Below are 20,467 nucleotides of genomic sequence, written 5' to 3'. Positions count from 1 at the left end.
GCCGCTGGCGTCAGAGAAGGCGCGTCAATGCTCCGTCAGGGCTCGAGGCCCCACTGGAGGCTGCCGGAGATGTATCCGGTTGTTTTCGTCCAGTCCGAATACGCCGTGCCGGTGGGGGCAAAGGAATAATCGCCCGTCTGCGTATAGTTGCTCCAATCGGACTTCGCGAATCTCACCTGGATATCAATGCCCTGGCCTGCCGCGAGGCTGCCTGCTCCACTGGTGAAGCCGATCTCGAGGTAATAATCGGTATCGGGCTTCGGAGTCGTCATCTTGACGAAGGTTCCGGTCACATTCGAGCCGCCGACCTGGGACCAGTCACAGAAGAAGCTCTGACCCTTCTCTCCATCAATCGTATAGTAATAACGAATCTTGACATTGGAGAGCGCGATAGGAGTCGTCCCCGTATTGACCAGCTTGAGTCTGGGGTTGATGGTATTGAGGGTCGCCGCGGTAGACCCATTGTACATCTGCACCTTGAGACTCCCCGAGCCCGCGGACGTCGTATCAACCACCGTGACGGCCAGGACGGGGGATGTGCCCGCGCTGAAGTTGAAGGTCAGGTTCGTGGTCCCGACAGGCTGGTTGGCCAGATAGAGCTTCGAGATGGTCACGGTCGAGCCAGAGACGATGTAATCCGTACCGGCCACGAGTGTCGTCGAGCCTTGGGTGATGCTGCTCAGCGTGTTCCCATTCAGCGTCATCGTCACCAGGATGTCAGCCTGATTGGCTGTTTTCTTGTCGAAAGAAGCGCTCGTCGGGCTGATGGTCGATTGATTGACCGGCCCTCCTCCTCCTCCGGCCGGATCGCCGTAAACGATACCGCGGCCATTCGTCCCCACATACACGCGGCCGTACACCCTGGGATCTCCGGCGATGGTCGTGACCCGCGCATACTGATGCTGGTCGTCGTTGACCCTCACCCAGGAGGCTCCCGCATCGTCCGAGCGGAAGAAGCCGCGCACGTTGTCGATCTTCGCGATGACGTACAACGCCATGTAGCTCTGTCCCGGTGCCGCCTTCCCGAAACCGACCCCATCGGCCTCCTGCACGTTCGCCAGCTTCGTGAAGGTTGCGCCGGAATCGGTTGAATGCCACAGGCCGTAGGGACCGGGGTTGTCATTGCCGCCGGCGAACCAGACGTCGCCTTCGCGGCCCGGTACGGCCTTGAGCGAAGCGGCTCCGCTGCTCGGAAGCCCCGCAGCTGCCGTCAGGGTGAACGTGGCGCCCCCGTTGGTGCTGACATAGAACCTGCCGGCCGAGTAGGCGTAGAACTTGTTCGGGTTCACCCGGTCGGACGCGATTTTCGCACCCGTCGGAATACCGGCACTGGCCGTCCACCCGTTACCGCCCGATTTCGAGTAATACACCCCCACGTCCGACGTGCTCCACACAATGGAGTTGCCGTCAGCCGCGACCGCCACCGTGCCTCCACCTTTCGTTCCTGTCGGTTCGGAGCTGGCCTTGTACCAGTTCGCGCCTCCGTCATGGGAGAGGCCGACCGACCTGGCGTTGGAGTCCGACGAGTAATCCGCCATTCCGACGCGAACCGTGAAGCCCGGATTGAGCTCCGCGTAGTCGATGCCGTACGTCGTGCTCCACTGCGGGACGGACATCGTCTTGGAAGGCGGTGTCGTCAGGTCGTCATGGCGGAAGCCGGAGATATCTCCCATCGCGCTGAGGAGCGGCGCGCCAGACGGCGGACTGAGCAACTCCATGATGGCTGTCTCCTCGATTCCCTTGGCCATGACGGAGAGCTTCACCGTGCCGCCCGTATCCCAGGCGGTCAGGTTGTTCGTGCCATACAGGGTCGCGCCCGTTCCGTACATCATCCGGTCGGAATTGAACGGGTCGATCTCGAGATCTCCAATCATCCAACCCAGCTTGGGGGAGGGCGTTGGCGGGATGGGCTCGATGCCCAGCGTCAACCAGGGAGCGCCAGAAATATCATGCGTATACCGGAGCTTCCGGCTCGGGTATCCGTCCCAGTCCCAGATCCGGGTCCAGGTTGCACCACCGTCCTTGCTCCGGAAGAGGATGGCATCCGGCCACCAGGAGTTCATTGTGGCGACCATGACCGTGTTCGGGTTCCGCGCATCGACGGCAAGACCGCCGTAGCCATAATAGTTGTCGGAACTGCTGCTCGGAACGGGGCTGATGTTCGTCCAGACGCCCGTCCCTGTATTGAATTTCCATACGTCTCCCTTGGTGCCGTCATAGGGGCCGACGCCATTGCTATAGGAGATGTAGAGGTCACCGTTGGAGGAGAGTTCTCCATGATGCGGCAGGTAGCCGACGGGCTGGCCGGGAATCGCCGTCCAGGAGGCACCGCCATCCGTGCTGCGGAACACGTTGTTCTCTTTATCCGCTACACCGACATAGAGGGTCTGCGTCGCGCTGCCGGCCGTCCCCGTGCGCGGGTCGAACGTGATCCAGGCCAGTCCGACGATGTCGTTCCCGTAGGAGTTGGTAGGGTCTTGAACATAGGTTCCAGGGTTGGGGAAGTTGCTGACCTTGGTCCAGGTGGCTCCGTAGTCCGTGCTCTTCCAGAGCCCGTTGCCGCTCCGCGCACCGTAGAAGAGGATGTTGTTCTTGTTCGGATCAATTACCAGACGCTCCCCCATGGAGCGTCCGGGCATGTTACCGCCGACCTTGAAGGGGAGGGGCGTCACCTGCCACGTGTCGCCCTTGTTGGTCGAACGCATGATCTGGCCGTTCGTATCCCAATCGTTCGTATAGGTGCCGGTCGCCATATAGACGCGATTCGGCTCGACGGGGTCGGTCGCCAACGCATCCACACCGTTCTTGTTCCAATCCACCCAGCCCGTCGAGTCGGAGAGCGGAATCCAGCTGGATGTTGCGGCATCCCAGCGGTACGCGCCGCCAATATCAGTTCGCGCGTAGATCAGGTCCTTCTCTTTCGTATTGAAGACGATCCCCGGTATGAACCCGCCTCCACCGCCCGTGACGACGTTGCGCCAGGTGTATGCGGCATTGGACGCCGCTTGCGCTTTCGAGGCCATACCCATCAGCATCGAGCTGACGACCACGGACAGCAGAAAAGCAGTACTGCATCTATTGAGCTGTTTCTCACGCACGGTTGTGACCCCCACGGACAGAGTGACGCGCGAACACGACATCCCTGTCATGTCTTTCATCAGCGATGTGCTGCGATGGAAATGCTGGATTGGCCGTGAATGGCAGCAGGGTATCCAGCCATGACAGCGTGACCTTGATAAAATGTAAAAGCCAGAGAAAACGGAATAGCTATGTTCTTATTGATTTCCGGCTTTGGCCAGTTATAAAGACAGCGCATCGAATCGAGCACCCCTCGCCCAAAGCCCTGTGTGCCTCATCGTCTGAGAAATTGGCTGGGCGCGGTGTGATCTCAAATCGCCAAACAGACAAGGAGATGTGAGACATGCGCATTCACAAGACCCTGTGTACTCCTGCCCTGGTGCTCGCAATGGGCGCCCTCGGAACCGGGTGCCTGAACGGAGGGATGACGGAAGAAGAGCTCCTGGGCGAGCAGGCCGGCGCACTGGAGACCATTTCGACCACGATCCCAACGCCCAGCAATGGCTCTGGCGAGATCAGAACCAGCACGACCCGGTTGAAGAATGCCGCCAATGGCGGCTCGAATGTCTACGATTTCGCCAACAAGAAGATTGGCGTGAACAACACCGCCTCGTGCGACGGTGAAGACCAGAAGACGGTGTTCGAGGTCGAGGACGGCGTCACCGTCAAGAACCTCATCATCGCGGGAGGGCTCTCGGCCGGTAATGGCATCGTCTGTCTGGGCAACTGCACGCTCGACCACGTCTACTGGGAGGACGTCTGCGAGGACGCGGCGACGAACAGCAAGGACGGGGCGACGATGACGCTCAACCACGTGATTGCCCTGCACGCCAGCGACAAGGTGTTCCAGCACAACGCCAAGGGTAATTCGAAGACCATCATCAAGAATTCGTACATCAGCGACTTCGGCAAGCTCTGGCGCGCCTGCGGTGACTGCACGAACAACGGGGGGCCGCGCAACCTCATCATCGACAACGTCCTGGTCGAGGGCGTCAAGTCGGCCGTCGCGGGCGCGAACCAGAACTACGGGGACTCGGTTACGATCACCAACCTGTTCGTCAAGGGCGGCTACAACGCCTCGAAGGACAAGCCGAAGATCTGCACGGAGTTCATCGGCGTCACCGACCACAACGGCGAATCGACGAAGGTCAATGACGGCGCGAGCCAGTGGAATACCGCGACCTGCCACCTGCTCAAGACGGACGTGCTGAGCTGGTGATGACAGAGACAACATCGTTGACCTGCGCCGTGCCGCTGCCCTCCAGAACATCGCATCCTGGCAGCGGCACCTCGACTCGTCCTGGGCTCAGGCCCCGGAAGCAGGGGGACCGTCAATCCGTTCGGTCCCCTGGGCACTCGAATGCCCTGTCAATCATGGATTCGGCGCCGAGCGAAGGCGTGCGCCGCGTCCGGGCCGGCTCACCACCAGGCTTCAGCCTGGAGGCCAACCGTGGTGCCCATGGTCTGGTCGCCGTAAACCTGAGCCAGACGCGAGCTCGGGTCAAAGCTCACGCGAGCTGCCTCGTCCCAGATGGCATGCGTGACGAACAGGCGGATCGTCGGACGGGAGCCTGCCTGATCACCCGCGGACGCCGCCGCTGCCAGGGTGAGCTTGGTCATGTTGCGAGTGCGCGAACCGTCATCCGGCACGACCATGTCGTGACCTGCTTCGGCCAGCAGGCGGAAGGGACCGGCAATGTGCGAGTCGGAGCGGACTCCGATGCCAAACCACTTGTTGCCGCCATTGTTGGCTGCCTTCTTGATGCGGTACTCGGCCAGTCCCTCGATGACGGTCCCACCCAGGGTGGCTGACTGCTGAAGCACGACGCGGCTGTTACGCGTGGTACCAAACCAGTCCATCTTCAAGCCGACGAGCGTGTTGCCACCGAACAGGACCCCGTTCAGGGTCTGGTACACACCCACGGCCAGCCCATAGGGTTCCTCGGCCGGTGTCTCGTTGGTCGACTGGTCCGTGCTCTTGAGCTGCATGGACGGAGTGACGTACAGGGCGAGCTCGCCACTGGGCAGGTCCTTGATGCCGGTCAATCGTACGGGCACGGTGACGCGGTTGTTGTTGGCGCTCCCGCGTGGGTTCAGCATGGCGGCGATGCTGAGCTTGCCCACGACCACGTCCATGTCTTCGATGCCCGCACCATCGCCATCGTTGATTTCCAGGAACTGGTCGTTGATGCCGGTCTGCAGGCGGTTGTAGTAGCGCCGGCCCGCCCAGAGCTTGCCATTGCGAAGCGCCGAGATGTTGGTCCCGTAGCCATAGACCTGGCCGAAGCGGGCCACGAGCTCGTCCGTACCGCTATTCGGGAAGACGTCACCACCGGGCGTGGCGTAGGTTTGGAACTCCTTGCCTCCCCACGCGCGATAGACTCCGGGCATGAAGTGCACATGCCAGTCAGAGCCCTCAAACGAGGCGAGCTTGGCACTGAGGTTCGGCTCGATCACGTAGTCGCACTCGTTGCCCAGGCGCCATTTGGTGTCGGCACCGGGCAGGCCGGCGCACACTTGCGTGCCGCCTCGGGCGTTGATGCCGATTCCGGCGCGGAAGTAGCCCGAGAAGGTGATGGGGATGGGGAGCGGGTCGGCATGGGCTGTCACAGCGGCACAGGTGGCGGTGATGGCTGCGAGCAGAGCTTTATTCGTCAACGGGGTTCTCCTCACTGGTGTTGTGGGTGTTGGGTGCGACAAGAGCAATGGAGTGGATTCAAGGGAAGAGCCCCCAGCCGTATGACGGCTGGGGGCTTCGAGCCCAGTAAGAGAATGAGCTGATTCAGCTGATTTCAGGATGGGTCCGGGGGGATGTCAGGGCTCGATGCCTCCGGACAGTGTGCCGTTCCGGTAGACGGTGATTCGGGTGTTCTCGCCATAGGCTGTCTGTCCGCCCACGAACGAGTAGTCATCCGCCTCGTTGAAGTTCGTCCAGTTCGATGTGTTCACGCGGAGCTGGATGTCTCCCGTGTCCTGGCCTGCGGCCAGAGTGCCGCTGAGGAAGCCTACCTCCAGGTAATGGCTGGCGCCAGACCGAGGAGTGGCCAGTTGCACGAACTTGAAGCTCATGTTGCTGCAGCCCAGGACGGCCCAATCGCAGGCGACTTGAAGGGTGGCCGGGTTCTCCAGTGTGAAGTAATACCGGGCCGTGATCTCCGTCAGATTGGCTGTCGTGGTGCCGCCGTTCTTCACCCGAAGGTGGGGCTTGATCTGGTTGTTGGTCGGGGCGTTGTTGTCCCCGTCGCGGTAGAGGACGGAGAGGGCGCCAACGCTGACGTTCGGTGTCGTGGCGGAGGCTTCGTTCGACGCGGCGGACTCGAGGGCGGCATTGAAGGCCGTCACCTTGAAGTAGTAGGTCGTGTTGGGCGTCAGGCCCGTATGGGTGAAGCTGGTGGTGGTGCTGGTCCCAACCCGATTCGCCGCGGTCGTCTCCACGTTCGACGAGGTGGCGCGGTAGATGTTGTAGCCGGTGGCACCGGTGGCGCCTGTCCAGCTCAGGTTGATTTGACTGGAGCTGGTCGCCGTCGCGAGCAAGCTGGTGGGGGCGGGCAGGACCTGCTCAGCGGGAATCGCCGAGACCGCGCTGGTGTTGGCGCTCTCACCGTTGCTGTTGGTCGCGCTGACCACGAAGTAATAGGTCGTGCCATTGGTCAGCCCGGTGTTGGTGTAGGTCGTACCCGTCACGGTGGTAACCGTCGTGAACGGTCCGCTGCTGGCCGTGCCCCGCTTGACGGTATAGCTCGTCGCACCGAGCGAAGCGGCCCAGCTGAGCGCCACCTGCTGGTTCCCCGGGATGGCCGTCAGGCCCGTCGGCGGAAAGGGCGGGTCATTGTCACCGGTGGTCGGCGGGATGGCCGGATACGCGTTCTGGACCAGCATCGCGAATTGGTTATGGAACCAGTGGCCGGCCAGCGGAGCATCCGCCAGTGCCCCGGACTTCGTGTTGAACTTCGTCGTGTAGTCCGGGTTGCACATCGGGTCCGCGCCCTTGCCCTCGTTGTTCGGAATCTCCTTGCTCGCGCCGTCCGACTCGCCCGGCGGCTTGATCCAGACGAACGCATCCAGGTGCGAGGCGGTATAGCCAGGCGGGGACGACTGGGGCGCCTGACCGATGCCGGTACCGCTCTGGTTGCACCAGAGACCCCGGTGGGCGCGCCGGTCAACGCGGCCGGAGTCGGCGTACGCGTCGACCGTAGTGCCGGACGCACCCGTCGGCCGGTTGGCTCCGCCCCAGCCATTGCGGGAGGTGTCGATGAGGAAGCCGATGCTGGCCGGCCAGCCCGCGGACGTGAAGCCGGTGTAGAGGGACGCCGCGAAATCGCTTTCATCGAAGAGGGGATTCCACTCGTAGTACTTCGCCGACTTGAGCTGCTGGCCGCCGACGGTCACGTTCGGGTCCACCAGGTTTGGCTCCGCCAGGGGCGTGTAATTGGCCGTGTTGGTCACGAAGCCATCGACGCTGGCCAGCCCGGCCGTCGTCCCGTTCACCACGGTGGTGAAGAACGTGATGGCCCTCTGGCGGTTGTCGTCCCAGCCCAGCCAACCCGAGTGGGCGATGTCCAGGTAGGTGTAGACATTCGGGATGGCGTGCAGCTTGTTCAGCGCATACTGCGCAGACGCCACGTAGATGCCGCTGGAGTTGGCCTGAGCGCATTCAGGATCGCTCAGGTTGGTCACCAGGTTCGGCAGGCCGTCCGGCTCGATGGCCGCGATGATGCGGATGTCCTGGTACTTCGTATCGGCGAAGACGGTCGCGATGGCATCGATATACTCGGCCTTGTAGCGCTGCAGACCCTCCGCGGTCAGCGGCAGCTCACCGTTGGACGCCAGCGCCGCGCAGTCACGGCCTGGCATGTCGTAGATGACGAAGATCGCGGTGATGGGCTGGTCGGGCTTCTTCTGCGCCAGCACGAGGTCCAGATGGTCGCGCAGGCTCTTGCGGCCGCCGTTCGCGCTACCACCGTGAATCGCCGCGATGCGGTCGAGCCAGACGGCGGTCGGATACTTTTTGACCGTGCGCATCTTCGCGGCCAGGGAGCTGTCGGTCGTCTGGGCAATCGAGGTGTCAATCAGCGCCGCATAGTCGGGGTTGACGTACGCGGTTGCGCCTTCAAACGGATTGTCCGCATGCCCTGCCGCGGCAGCAGCTCCTCCCCAGAGTGTCATGAGAAGAAATGATAGGGGCGCCAGAGCCAGGAAGCAGTTTCTTTGATGCTTTCGTTGCATATTTTTTATCCTGGAAAAAGATTTCAACAGCACGCAATCAGAAGAAGACCGCTCGAAATGGAGATGGATTAACTCTGCTTATCTAGAGGGTGGTGCAGACAGTCCCGTTGAGGGTGAAGACAGACGGTGCTGGCGGGTTGGATGCCGGCGAGTTCGCGTTGAACCCGAAGGAGACAGAGCCGTTCGGCGGGAGGTTGGCGGTCCAGGCCTCGTTCTGGGCAGTCACCGCGGTGCCTTGCTGGGAGACCTTCGCGCTCCAGCCCTGGGTGACCGTCTGGCCTCCGGTGTAGTCCCACTGCAGCGTCCAACCGGAGATCGTGCTGGTTCCGGTGTTGGTGATTGTGACGTTGCCCGTGAACCCGCCGTACCACTTGTTGGGTTCGCTGTAGGCGACGCTGCAGTTGCCGATGGGAGGAGTCGGGGTCGTGGTGAACGTGACCGCTGGTGAGGCGGCGGAGCGGTTTCCCGCGGCGTCACGGGCGACCACGTAGACGGTGTACGGGGTCGAGGGCGTGAGGCCCGTGAGATTGAAGGAGGTGCCACCAGGCGAGGCCACCAGTTCACCGGTGCTGCCGGCTGCCCGGTATACCTCGTAGCCGGTCACGCCCACGTTGTCGTGCGCGGCAGACCACTGCAACTGAGCGGTCGTGCCGGTCACGCCGCTGGCGGTCGGAGTGCCGGGCGCGGTGGGCGCCTCGGTATCCGGCTCACCGTTGTCGAAGACCACGTCGGAGCAGTTGTAGAAGGCCTCGGCGCTGTCCGAGCGTTGCCAGATCGAATAGATGATGTGCCGGCCGCTCTTGCCGGCAGGCAACTGCGCGCTCCAGGTGTACTCGGGGCCTTCGGGGCCGCTGCCGTTGATGGGTGGGTTCGTGACTGTGTTGAAGGGGGCCGGCTCCAGGTCGGACCACTTCAGCGGCTGGCTCGGGTCCCACCCATCCCGGGTCACGTACTGGTACCACGTGCCAGGGTGTGGAGCCCACGCGTTGTACCGGAGGGTGATGGTGGAGCCAGCCTCCAGCTGGGTCGAGGGCCAGTCCGCGTGGGCCATGTTGTAGGCGTCGAAGAGGGGAGTGGGCCCGCACAGCTTTCCGTCCGGGATGATCTCCCGGTGCCGGCCAGCGGCGTTGCTGATCAGGTTCCCGAACCAGTTCCAGAGAGGATTCTTGCCGCCCTCGGCCACGGCGGCGATGCAGGCTGGATTGGTGGGTTGCAGGTCACCTCCCTGGCCTCCGGCCTTGCCATCCAGGTAGCAGGCATAGGTCCGGGTCGCGGGGTAGGTCATCCCTCCGTGGGCGAGTGCGTCGCCCATGGGCACGAGCACCGCGCCCAGAGTGGCCAATCCGAAGACAGCAGCACGGGACACACCGTTGCTTTGCTTTCGCATGGAGCTCTCTCCTCGAGGTTCGGGTTTATGGCTCGGTGCCCCAGACCAGGGTGCCGGCGCGGAACACCGTCACCTTGCTCCACGGGGCGTAGGCGGTCTTGGTCGGGTCGTACGAGTAGTCATTGGTCTCGTCGAAGTTGGACCAGTTGCTCTTGTTGAACCGGATCATCATCTCGCCGGTGTCGCTTCCGGCGGAGACCGAGCCGGAACCGGTGGCGAAGCCGAGCTCCAGGTAATGCGTGGCGCCTGTCTTCGGCGTGGACAGCTGCACCACGGTGGAGGTGATGTTCGCGCAGCCCACGTTGGCCCAGTCACACGAGACCTGGATCGACTCTCCGGAATCCGGCGTGAAATAGTAGCGGACCTTCAGCTCGCTGAGGGGAACGCTGGCCGTTCCACCGTTGGCGATCTTGAGGTGGGGTTTGATCTGGTTGTTGGCCGGCGAATTGCTATCAGCGTCGCGGTACAAGGCCGACAGGCTGGACGCCGGTGCCTGCTGCGTGGTCGCGGAGGACTCCGTGGACGAGGAGGACTCGTTGCCGGAGGTGTCAACGGCCGTGAGCTTGAAATAGTAGGTGGTCGAGGCGTTCAGCCCGGTGCTGGCGTAGGAGGCCGTCGTGACGCCGCTGGCGATCCGGTTGCTGGCGGAGGGCGTGAAGCCGCTGGTCGTGGAACGATAGACGTTGTAGCCCTTCAGATCGGACTCGGCACTGGCGGCCCAGGTCAGGTTGATCTGGCTGGAGCTGGCCGAGGTGGCCTGCAGGCCCGTCGGAGCCGCGGGCGGAGTGGTGTCCGGGGCAGGCGTGGTCGCGGAGGCCTGCGTGGACGCGGAGGACTCGTTGCCGGAGGTGTCGACGGCCGTGAGTTTGTAATAGTAGGTGGTCGAGGCGCTCAGACCGCTGTTCGCGTAGGTGTTTCCGACCACCCCGGTGGAGATCCGGTTGCTGGCGGAGGGCGTGAAGCCGCTGGTCGTGGAGCGATAGAGATTGTAGCTCGCCAGGTCCGACTCCGTGTTCGCCGTCCAGAGCAGGTTGACCTGCGTCGGATTGGCCGCGGTGGCCAACAGGCCGACCGGGGTCGCGGGAGGAATCGTGTCGTTCGAGACGGGGCCGGGCTCGGAGCCAAAGAGCCGGACGCCGTTGTCATAGACCGGAATGAAGGATGTCTTGGCCGCGGTGGAGGTCAGGTTCTTGTAGGACGGGTCGTTGGTCGGATCCCAGGGGCTTCCGGCCGGAGCGGCGATGCGGAACTGGGCTTCCTTGCGGAACGCGGACTGCCCACCGGGGTAGATCGGCGTGCCGGTGAAATCGACCGTGACGTAGTAGATGTTTCCAGACCACTGTTTGAGGGGCAGGACCTTTGCTCCCTGGTGGTAGTTCAGGGTGACGGTCAGGCTCGAGGGAGAACCTCCGGCGGCGATGACCTCGGAGAGGTCGACGAAGTACCGGAGGGAAAGCTTGTCGGCCACACGGGCCGGCCAACCGGAGATGTTGTTGATGTATGAGCGGATCTCCGTGAAGTTGGAACCGGACACGTTGATGCCGGCCTCCACGAAGAACTCGTCCGTGGTGGGGGCCTCTCGGGGCGGGAAGGCGGGGTCGGGCGTACCGCCGTAGAGGAGGTACATCCTGGCCAGAGCTCCGGTGAAGCCCGCGTTGTAGTCCGTGGCGACCTCGTTGTTGGTGTAGTTGGACCGGTCGTCCGAATAGGCATCCGCCGCGTCCGGGCCACCGACCAGGGCGCCGTAGAGGATGTGCCGGCTCTGGGCGGGACTGGAGATGGAGTCGGCCCAGGAGCCGTGTGCCGTGCGGTGGTGCGGGTTCCGGGGGGCATTCACACCGAAGCCCACCACGTAGCTCGAGCTCCGGGGGTTCTCCCCGAGCATGTAGCGGATCTGCCGGGAGGCGAAGTCGCGGTAACGCGTGGCCCTGGACGGATCACTGGCGGCGATGTCGTCGGCGTAGACGAATGCCAGGAACGACTCGTTCGCGGCATAGCGCAGGCTGCCCCACGTATCCAACCAGGCGAGTCCGCCAGGGGAGTAGCGGACCCGCTCGCCGTTGAAGCCGGTGGTCCAGAAATCCAGGTTCCGCTCCACCGAGGCTTTGTAGACGTCCTTCCCCGTGAGGCGGGCGAGCAGGAGCTGAGCGCCGTACTGCTTGCCATCCCAGCTCTGCGTCCATTTGTAGCCCCAGTAGGGCGATTGCCCTTCGGAGCCCCAGTAGGCCGTGTAGCTCTCGGCCTTCGTCAGGTAGCTGCTCTCGTTGGTGGCCAGGTACAACCAGGTGGCGGCCCAGCTCAGCTCGTCCCAGTAGCCGCTCCAGGAGTTGTAGAAGGCCTGTGCATCCGTGATGCAGTCGGAGTACTTGCCCCGGTAGGTGTCCGCGAAGGTGAAGAGTTGCCGGGCATGCGTCAGCAGGGTGGCCGAGTAGGTCGGGTCGGACTCCCTGAACACGAGGGAGGAGGCGGCCATGGCCGCGGCCGTCTCACCGGCCAGATCGGATCCTGGACAGGAAGCGCTGATCTTGAACGCGGGCCGGGTCATCTGCATCGCCTCGGCTGGACCCCACCAGGCATGATCCGTGTTGCCCGCCCCCACCTGGCCGTACAGCTCGTTCGGAGCCGTATGGGCTTTGATGAAGTAGTCGTTGACCCAGCGGAGGTTGTCGCGAATGGCATTCAGCTGTCCGCTCTGCTGGTACGCCTCCCCATATTCATAGACGGACCAGGCCAGCATGGTGGTGCTGGCGGCCATGGGCAGGCCAAACTTGACGTGATCGCCAGCGTCGTACCAGCCGCCGGTCAGGTCCTTTCCCACGTCGGCGCCGTCCTGCAAGCCGGAGTTTCCCCGCCAGCTCACCCGGTTGGTGTCAGGCAGGGGACCCGACCGCTGGGCCTCGTAGAACCAGAGGGACTTCTGCAGCGCCTCCGCGTAGTTGAACGTTTCCGCATGCGCGACCCGAGGGCTCACGGCGGACGACAAGCCCATCAAGAGGACCGCTGGTGTTGCCAGTAAATGCTTGCGCATCATTGGGTCAGCTCCTTGCTCATGGCTGTGGGTGAACGCCCGGGCGGCGGCACTGCGGCGGACGAGCCGCTCGCCGCCGCCGCGCACGAAAGGAGGGTGCTGCTCAACGTCCCGCATTTCCCGTTGAGCAGCACCCCTTACTACTTGCTACTTGACGATGATGGTGCAGTTATGCCCTTCCATGCTGACACCGCTGGGCACGGGCTTCGCTCCGCTGTACGACACCTGGAAGCCGTACTCGGTATTGCCGCCGCCGCCGGGGATCGTCGCGTTCCACAGGGGCGTCGTCACGATGGAGCGGCCGGACTTCGTGAAGCTCGCGCTCCAGGAGTTGGTCAGCGTGAAATCATTGGTGGCCGTCCAGCTGACCTTCCAGTTGGAGATGGCCTCCGTGCCGCTGTTCAGCAGGACGACACGCCCGACGTAACCGGCGCCCCAGTCGTTGCTGGTATCAACGGTCACCGTGCAGGTCGCGGGAGGCGGATTGTCATTGTCGAGCTCCGTCGCGTTGACCGACACCGGCGAGTAGCCACTCGCGCTCAGCTGGAACGCGGCGACTCCGTTGGCCATGTCCGCATCCTCTGCGGCCGAGAGGGTGACGGTCTGACCCACGTTCCAGTTCGACGGGGTGAAGGTCAGCGTCGCCGTGGACGACACGAACAGGTCCGCATCACCCGAGGCCTTGGCCACCGTGACCGTGACATTGCTCGTCGGGGCCGCGGACAGGCTCACCGTGAAGCTCGTGCTTCCTCCTTCGGCCACGGTGAGGTCGCTCGCCGAGGTCAGGATGGACGCGGCAGGAGGCGTGCTCCCGTCCAGCAGCCGTGCGTAGTCCGCCATGGCCATGGCGATGTCCGCCTGGGCCCAGAACCGGTGGTAGGTGAACTCGGGCACCGCGCCGCCCGCCAGGTAGCTCTGGACCTTCGCCCAGTCCGGATCCTGCTTGTACTTCGGACGGAGGCTGATGAACGTCGCGTTCGAGTCGATCGTCGCACCCTGCGCGTTCGTGCCGGTCCATCCCTGCGGAACGTAGACGCCGTCGCCCGTCGTCGCGTTGTAGGTGTCGTCGAAGCGCTTGTAGTCCTCGCGCTTCTCGGGCACGGCCACGCCCTTCGTGGTCTGGTAATTCGTCCACATCCGGTCCAGCAGTTCCTTGGCGAGGGTCTTGGTGCTCTCGCTCCCGGACCTGGCGGCGTAGTAGATCAGCGTCCGCGCGTAGCCCGCGGTCACACCGACGTCCGTGGTGTAATCCAGGATGGAGACGTGCAGGTTGCTGTTGCTGCCCGGGTTGCCCGGAACCCAGGTGTCCGGCTCACCCGTCCACTGCAGGGTGCTCGGAATCTCGTACGTGCCGTCCGCTTTCAGCTTGGTGTTCTGGGTGGCCCAGGCCACCCACTTGTCGAGCACCTTCTTGGCCTTGGCGTCACCCGTGACGTAGTAGTACTCCGCCACGCGCTGCATGGACCAAGCCTGGAAACCGAACCACTGGTTGCTCGCCGGGTCGTGGTACACGGGGCGCCAGTCGTAGTACATGCCGTAGAAGGTCGACGTGCTCGTTGGCTGCGAGTAACTGCCCTTCCAGCTGTTCGTGGCGCCTCCCGCGATGCCGCCCTCGGCGGACTGCAGCCACGTGTAGAACTCGAGCTGCCGCTGCAAGCTCGTCGCCCAGTCGCTGGCTCCGGTCGCGGACTGGGGCCGGGCGAACGACGTCGTGCTCAGGACGTAGGCGGCCATCGGGTTCTGGTAGCCGAAATGGTTATGGCTCGAGCCGATGCGCCAGGCCCAGCCACCACTCGTGCTCAGCGAGCCGCCCCACGAGTAGTACCACGACAGCAGGTAATGCATGCTGTTCTTGCCACTGCCAGCGGGGCAGTTGGTCTCTCCGATGCACTGGCCGATGCGCTTGAAGTACTTGTCGAACATCGCATAGCGGAGATAGTCGCCCATCTTGCCCGCCTTCTTGGCGAGGTCGGCCACCTGCCCTTCCTTGCCCTGCTCCTTCGCCCAGGTGTAGGCCCAGTAGGCGGCTTGCACGGCACGGGCATCCGCATCCGGTGCGTTGGTGTAACGCCACTGGCGGGAGTAGCTGGCATCTCCCGTGAACAGGCTCAGGAAGCCTTGGTTCGACTTGCCCCAGGTGAAGGATTCACAGGAGGGGTGCGGAACCGTCTCCCACACGGACTCCTGCGGGCCGCGCTGGAAGGTGTTGATGTACGTCGGAGAGGTCGTCCCATCGCCGCAGCGGCCGTATCCGTACCAGTTGTCGACGTCCAGCAGCCAGTGCATGCCGTAGATGTCGCTGGTCCCATACGTGGTCTGCAGCTCGCTCGCGATCGGATCGTTCCCGACCGCCACCTCCGTGCGCAGCGGGGAGGGGTACTGGTTCGGCAGATCCCACTCGGCGGCATACGTGGCCGGCTTGTTCGCCTGGTAGGCCGAGTTGGTCGGCTGATCCGCCTGGGACGGGATGATGTACAGCTCCATGTTGGCCCAGGCGTTCTTGAAGGGCGTCCAATCACCCGTCACCCGGCCGTACTCCGCCTCCAGCCACAGCCAGTAGCTGTAGGCCTCCGAGGTGGTCTCGTGCCCATGGTCCGGAGCCTCGACCATCAGGGTCTCGACGGAGTGATAGGGCACGCCCTTGGCGCTGAAATAGCCATTCGCCGGATTCTTGATCTTGTTGTACTGGTCGAGGAACCGCTGCGTATAGGCAGACTCCCCGGCGAGAGCCGAGCCCAGTGTGGGCGCCGATTTGGTGGCGGCGATGGCCTGGGTGGGAGCGGCAGCCGCCATCATCAGGCAAAGAGCTCGTGTCACGGCTGATTTGATACAGCGCGATTCGAAGAACATCATGTCCTCCTTGGGGGGAACTGAGGCACGACGCACGAACATCTGTCTTTAGACGCAATGCATTACTTCACCACTTCCCGGCTCGAGGGACTTCGGAACATCCCAAAGTCACCGCAAGACGACTTCCGGGAGGCAAGGCCGGAGTGCTTCCCGCTACAGGAGAAGGTCACGTTGGGGAACCCGATGGAGAGCAGGGCCGCGGAGGTCGAGCACGGATGACCTGACGCGTCCCAGGGCCTTACGGATTATCCTGATACATGGAGTGAATAAGGAAAGCAATGGAAATCTGTTTTTCTGCTTTTGCCTGGAGGCGCGTGTGTATGGGTTGTGGGGCGTGGCTGGCGGGCACACGCTTCCTGGCCCCTTGCGAGTCGCGAGGAGTGAGAAAGCTTTCGTCAGGCGTGTCGTTCTTGTCTCGAGTCTGAAGGCCGCGCGCAGACCTCTCGCGCCTGGGCGCCGTCAGGGCTCCAACGCAGACGGGCCCTCGCGGGATTGGCGCACACCCCCCCCGTGATTCAGGGTGGGGTGGACTCTCGCGGGGCCTCTGACTGTGAAGCCGCCTATGCCAGCCTCGCTCCGCTGTCCGGTGAGAACAGGGAGACGCGCCGGCCATCTATCCGGATGGGCAACGGTGTGTGGCGTTCGACCTTCTCGCCAGTCGGGAGGCGGACCGTGATTTCACTGCCGCCGAGTGCCATCAGCACGAACATGTCAGGGCCGGTCGGCTCCGACATCAGCGGCACGGCCTGGATGGTGCTGGCCCCTCCCTTCTCGGCGGGGAGTACGTGTTCGGGCCGGAGGCCGAGCACGATGGGGCGGCCTTCTGTCAGCTCGGAAGAGCCGTCTAGCCCTGGCAACGGGATGACCGCATCTCGGCAGGCAACCGCCAAGCAGTCTCCGCTCCGGGTCAGACGCCCGTCGAGGAAGTTCATGGTGGGGGCGCCGACGAAGGACGCCACGAAGCGGTTGACCGGCCGGTCGTAGATGACCTCCGGTCTATCGCATTGCTGGATGCGGCCCTGGTCGAGCACGACAATGCGCGTCGCCATCGTCATGGCCTCGATCTGGTCATGCGTGACGTAGACCATGGTGCGGCCGACCCGCTCATGCAGCTTCTTGAGCTCGACGCGCATGTCGGCGCGCAGCTTGGCGTCGAGATTGCTGAGCGGCTCGTCGAACAGGAAGACCGAGGGTTCGCGCACCAACGCGCGGCCGATGGCGACGCGCTGCTGCTGGCCTCCGGACATCTGGGCCGGCCGGCGCTCGAGGAGGTGCTCGATGCGCAGCAGACGCGCCACATCCTCCACCCGGCGGTCGATCTCCGCCTTGGGAGTTCCGCGCATCTTGAGGCCGAAGCCGATGTTCTTGCGCACCGACATGGTCGGGTAGAGCGCATAGGATTGGAACACCATCGCGATGTCGCGCTCGTCCGGTTCGAGCCCGGTCACGTCCCGGCCGCCGAGCAGGATGCGGCCGCTCGTCACCGTCTCGAGGCCCGCGATCATGTTGAGCAGCGTGGACTTGCCGCAACCCGACGGTCCGAGCAACACCAGGAACTCTCCGTCGTCGATCTCTAGATTGAGCTCGTCGATGATGGTGTGCGCACCATAGACCTTGCGGACGGATTCGAGTCTGACTCCATGCATTGCGTAGGTCCTCAGCCCTTGACGGCGCCGGCTGCGATGCCGCGGACGAAGAGACGTCCCGAGAAGAGATAGACGAGCACGGTGGGCAGTGCCGTCAGCATGGTTGCGGCCATGTTGAGGTTGTATTCCTGCTCGCCGAACTGCGAGCCGACCAGGTTGTTCAGCGCCACGGTCACCGGCTGGCTTTCCGGGCTGCTGAAGGTCAGCCCCAGCAGGAAGTCATTCCAGATGTAGGTGAACTGCAGGATGACCGCGACGGCGAAGACCGGCAGCGACAGCGGCAGCATCACGTACCAGAAGATCGCGAAGAAACCGGCCCCGTCGATCCGCGCGGCCTTGAGCAGATCCTGCGGTACCGACTGGAAGAAGTTGCGGAACAGCAGGGTGACGAAGGCCATGCCCCAGACGACGTGAACCAGCACCAAGCCGGACACCGAGCCGAACAGCCCGAGCTCACGGACCATGATGATCATCGGGTAGAGCGTCACCTGCGGCGGAATGAAGAGACCGAGGAGGATCGCGCTGAACAGGACGTTGGCGTAGGGGACGCGCCACAGGCTGAGCGCATAGCCCGTCAGCGCGCCCAGCCCCACCGACAGGAAGAGCGACGGCAGGACGATGATGAAGGAATTGGCGAATTGTCCCGACAGCCCCTCGCACGAATCTCCGATGCAGGCGCCGTTCCAGGCCTTGGCCCAGGCGGCCAGCGTCGGGGCGTGGGGCAGCGCGAACAGGCTGCCGTCGCGGATCTCGTCCATCGGCTTGAGCGAGGTCGAGATCATGAACAAGAGCGGCGCGAGCATCGCCAGCGCGGCGGAGGTCAGCAGGAGGTAGAGAATGAGCCGCTGGTAGCGCATCACGCCTCCCTCTGTGGCTTGCGCAGCTCGAGATAGAAGTACGGTGCGACCACCGCCGCGATGGTGCACAGCATCATGAAGGCACCGGCGGCGCCCAGCCCCAACTCCTGGCGATTGAGGATGTGGTCGACGACGAAGCGCGCCGGCAGGTCGGAGGAGAAGCCGGGGCCGCCACCGGTCAGCGCCACGACGAGGTCGAAGGACTTGAGCACCAGCGACGACAGCAGGACGAACACGGTGAAGAACACCGGTCTCAGCATCTGCGTGATGATGTGGGTGTAGACGCGCCAGGTGGGAATGCCATCTATCCGCGTCGCCTTCCAGATGTTGGGATCGATGCCGCGCAGGCCGGCGAGGAAGAGCGCCATGCACAGTCCGACCTGCTGCCAGACGCCGGCGACGGCCAGCGTGTAGATGGCCCGGTCGGGCCGGACGAGCCAGTTGAAGACGAACTCCGTCCAGCCGAGGTCCCGCACCGCGTCCTGGATGCCGAGTGTCGGGTTGAGCAGCCACTGCCAGATGGCGCCGGTGACGATGAACGACATCGACAGCGGCAGCATGAACACGGTGCGAAAGAAGCTCTCCGCTCGGGTGCCGCGGTCGAGCAGGATGGCGAGCGCATAGCCCACAACGGTGCAGCCCAGGATGAACAGCGTGCCATGGATGGCCAGGTTCTCCATGGCCGTCCACCAGCGGTCATTGGCGAACAGACGCCGGTACTGATCGAACCCCACGAAGTCGTAGATTGGCAGCAGCCGCGAACGCGTCATCGAGATGACGACCGTCCAGCCGACGAAGACGTAGAAGCATAGGAACGTGATGATCGCGGCCGGAACGAGCGCGATCCTGGCCGCCGTTCTGGCGGACAAGCGCGGGCGCTTCTCAGCCGGCGAGGCCTCCGTGCGCGGCAGCGGCACCGCGGACGGCTGCTGTTGTGCGTTCATCATGAAGGGGTCCGTCCGCGAAGAGTTCCGAGGGGGGAGGGAAAGACAGGCGGCCGGGGTGGTGGAACTTCACCCCGGCCGCTCGGTCTCACTTCGCGCTGGCAATCGCCTTGATGAAGAGGTCGCGTCCCTGCTCGGGCGTCAGCGACCGGTTGTTCCAGTAGTTCGAGATCGCATCATCGATGGCGCCGGACACCGAGCTGGGGAGGCCGAACAGGCCGGAGCTCGCGAGCTGCGCCTTCGTGTCCTTGAGCGTCTCCATCGCCAGTTTGGCGCAGACGTCGAAGGAGGCGTCGGTCACGTCGGTGCGGACGGGGATCGACCCCTTCTGCTTGTTGAAGGCGACCTGGACCGCCGGGTCCATGATGACGCTCGCCATCAGCTTCTGCGCGTCACGGCCCGCCTTGTCCTTCACATTCGAGAAGGCGAACGCGTCCACGGTCATGATGTAGCCCTTGTCCTTGGCCGGGGCGAGCGCACAGCCGACCGTCGTTCCGGGCTCGATGCCAGCTGCCACCAGCTCGCCCTTGGCCCAGTCCCCCATGAATTGGAAGGCCGCCGTGCCCTTCATCATCATGTTGGCCGCGATGTTCCACTTGCGGCCCGGGCTGCCCTCGTCGACGAACTCGCGCAGCGCCGCGACGGTCTTGAAGACCTCGAGCATGGTGTCGGACTTCATCGCCGCTTCATCGAGTTGGCCGTAGACCTTGGCGTAGTGGTCCCGACCTCCAACGCCCAGCAGGACGGAATTGAAGAGGATCCGCTCCTGCCACGGCTCGCCGCCGAGCGCGATCGGGGTGATTCCCGCCGCCTTGAGCGTCTTCGCGGCCTTCAGGAAGTCCGGCCACGTCTTCGGCACCTCGACCCCGGCCTTCTTGAGGGCCGCGGTGTTGTAGAACATCCAGTTCTCACCGTGGATGTTGATAGGAGCAGCGATGTACTTGCCGTCGCGCTTGGAGACCTGGGCAATCAGGGGCGGCAGGACGGCGTCCCACTTGCCCGCGACGGCCACGTCGTTGACGTCGCCGACGAGCCCCTGCTCGGCCAGCTCATCGAGCTGCTTGCCAATCGAGAACATGAAGACCGTCGGCGGCTTGCCGCCGATCATGCGATTGACGACCGCGGCGCGAGCATTGCCACCACCGGCAATCGGAGTGTCCTTCCAGGTGCCGCCCTTGGCGGTATAGGCCGCGCGGACCTTGCCGAGTGCCGCCGATTCACCACCGGACGTCCACCAATGCAGTACCTCTGCCGTCTGAGCAGATGCCCCGGTGGATACGCCGATCATCAGGGCGGGAACCAGTCCCGCCAGGGTCTTGAGCGCTCGCATTACGATCCTCCCCTTGGTATACGATCTAAAAATCGTAACGTTACGATTCCTGATTCCCACAGACACGACCGGCAAGTCAATGCCGTTCAGAGAGAATCTTCTCCGGGGGATTCAACCGAAA

11 protein-coding genes are annotated in these 20,467 nt (G+C 63.7%); 1 reads left to right on the top strand and 10 read right to left on the bottom strand.

The window, feature by feature from the left end; translation table 11 throughout:
- Positions 1 to 35 precede the first annotated feature (35 nt).
- Entirely contained in the window at positions 36 to 3,098 is a 3,063-nt protein-coding gene (locus tag DAT35_RS09675) for a X2-like carbohydrate binding domain-containing protein (protein WP_233261390.1), read from the bottom strand.
- 323 nt (positions 3,099 to 3,421) lie between these two features.
- Here DAT35_RS09675 and DAT35_RS09670 point away from each other — a divergent pair, with 323 nt between their 5' ends.
- Positions 3,422 to 4,297, top strand: a complete 876-nt coding sequence (locus tag DAT35_RS09670) for a pectate lyase (protein WP_108066651.1) — start codon at positions 3,422 to 3,424, stop codon at positions 4,295 to 4,297.
- 200 nt (positions 4,298 to 4,497) lie between these two features.
- On the opposite strand, the gene DAT35_RS09665 is transcribed toward DAT35_RS09670, so the two are convergent.
- The 9 genes from DAT35_RS09665 to DAT35_RS09625 form a co-directional block, all read right to left on the bottom strand.
- Positions 4,498 to 5,736, bottom strand: a complete 1,239-nt coding sequence (locus DAT35_RS09665) for a carbohydrate porin (RefSeq protein ID WP_158501633.1) — start codon at positions 5,734 to 5,736, stop codon at positions 4,498 to 4,500.
- Positions 5,737 to 5,892: 156 nt separating this feature from the next.
- Complete coding sequence (locus tag DAT35_RS09660) at positions 5,893 to 8,244, bottom strand: glycoside hydrolase family 6 protein (protein ID WP_233261389.1); 2,352 nt, start codon at positions 8,242 to 8,244, stop codon at positions 5,893 to 5,895.
- Positions 8,245 to 8,386: 142 nt separating this feature from the next.
- Positions 8,387 to 9,691, bottom strand: a complete 1,305-nt coding sequence (locus DAT35_RS09655) for a lytic polysaccharide monooxygenase (protein WP_108066648.1) — start codon at positions 9,689 to 9,691, stop codon at positions 8,387 to 8,389.
- Between the two features lie 25 nt (positions 9,692 to 9,716).
- On the bottom strand, positions 9,717 to 12,722 hold the full coding sequence (locus DAT35_RS09650; protein WP_233261388.1) for a glycoside hydrolase family 9 protein: 3,006 nt from the start codon (positions 12,720 to 12,722) through the stop codon (positions 9,717 to 9,719).
- A 144-nt stretch (positions 12,723 to 12,866) separates the two neighbouring features.
- A complete protein-coding gene (locus DAT35_RS09645; protein WP_233261387.1) occupies positions 12,867 to 15,515 on the bottom strand; it encodes a glycoside hydrolase family 48 protein in 2,649 nt (882 codons plus the stop codon).
- 614 nt (positions 15,516 to 16,129) lie between these two features.
- Positions 16,130 to 17,215 (bottom strand): ABC transporter ATP-binding protein, encoded by a 1,086-nt coding sequence (locus DAT35_RS09640; RefSeq protein WP_108066646.1) that lies wholly within the window; start codon positions 17,213 to 17,215, stop codon positions 16,130 to 16,132.
- An 11-nt stretch (positions 17,216 to 17,226) separates the two neighbouring features.
- Positions 17,227 to 18,072 (bottom strand): carbohydrate ABC transporter permease, encoded by an 846-nt coding sequence (locus DAT35_RS09635; RefSeq protein WP_108066645.1) that lies wholly within the window; start codon positions 18,070 to 18,072, stop codon positions 17,227 to 17,229.
- Positions 18,072 to 19,019: a carbohydrate ABC transporter permease gene (locus tag DAT35_RS09630; protein WP_199242855.1), complete on the bottom strand. Its 948-nt coding sequence runs from the start codon at positions 19,017 to 19,019 to the stop codon at positions 18,072 to 18,074. The genes DAT35_RS09635 and DAT35_RS09630 overlap by 1 nt, the downstream gene beginning before the upstream one ends.
- Positions 19,020 to 19,104: 85 nt before the next feature.
- On the bottom strand, positions 19,105 to 20,346 hold the full coding sequence (locus DAT35_RS09625) for an ABC transporter substrate-binding protein (protein ID WP_108066644.1): 1,242 nt from the start codon (positions 20,344 to 20,346) through the stop codon (positions 19,105 to 19,107).
- Between the last annotated feature and the right edge of the window lie 121 nt (positions 20,347 to 20,467).

It is taken from the genome of Vitiosangium sp. GDMCC 1.1324 (assembly GCF_003044305.1).
Lineage (GTDB): Bacteria > Myxococcota > Myxococcia > Myxococcales > Myxococcaceae > Archangium.
The sequence above is the reverse complement of the archived record's forward strand: the minus strand, read 5'-3'. Positions and strand labels throughout refer to the sequence as shown.

Coding starts and splice junctions, on each gene's coding strand:
- DAT35_RS09655 (WP_108066648.1), bottom strand. CDS start 9,691: ATGCGAAAGCAAAGCAACGGTGTGTCCCGTGCTGCTGTCTTCGGATTG.
- DAT35_RS09650 (WP_233261388.1), bottom strand. CDS start 12,722: ATGATGCGCAAGCATTTACTGGCAACACCAGCGGTCCTCTTGATGGGC.
- DAT35_RS09625 (WP_108066644.1), bottom strand. CDS start 20,346: ATGCGAGCGCTCAAGACCCTGGCGGGACTGGTTCCCGCCCTGATGATC.
- DAT35_RS09660 (WP_233261389.1), bottom strand. CDS start 8,244: ATGACACTCTGGGGAGGAGCTGCTGCCGCGGCAGGGCATGCGGACAAT.
- DAT35_RS09640 (WP_108066646.1), bottom strand. CDS start 17,215: ATGCATGGAGTCAGACTCGAATCCGTCCGCAAGGTCTATGGTGCGCAC.
- DAT35_RS09635 (WP_108066645.1), bottom strand. CDS start 18,072: ATGCGCTACCAGCGGCTCATTCTCTACCTCCTGCTGACCTCCGCCGCG.
- DAT35_RS09645 (WP_233261387.1), bottom strand. CDS start 15,515: ATGATGGCGGCTGCCGCTCCCACCCAGGCCATCGCCGCCACCAAATCG.
- DAT35_RS09630 (WP_199242855.1), bottom strand. CDS start 19,019: ATGATGAACGCACAACAGCAGCCGTCCGCGGTGCCGCTGCCGCGCACG.
- DAT35_RS09670 (WP_108066651.1), top strand. CDS start 3,422: ATGCGCATTCACAAGACCCTGTGTACTCCTGCCCTGGTGCTCGCAATG.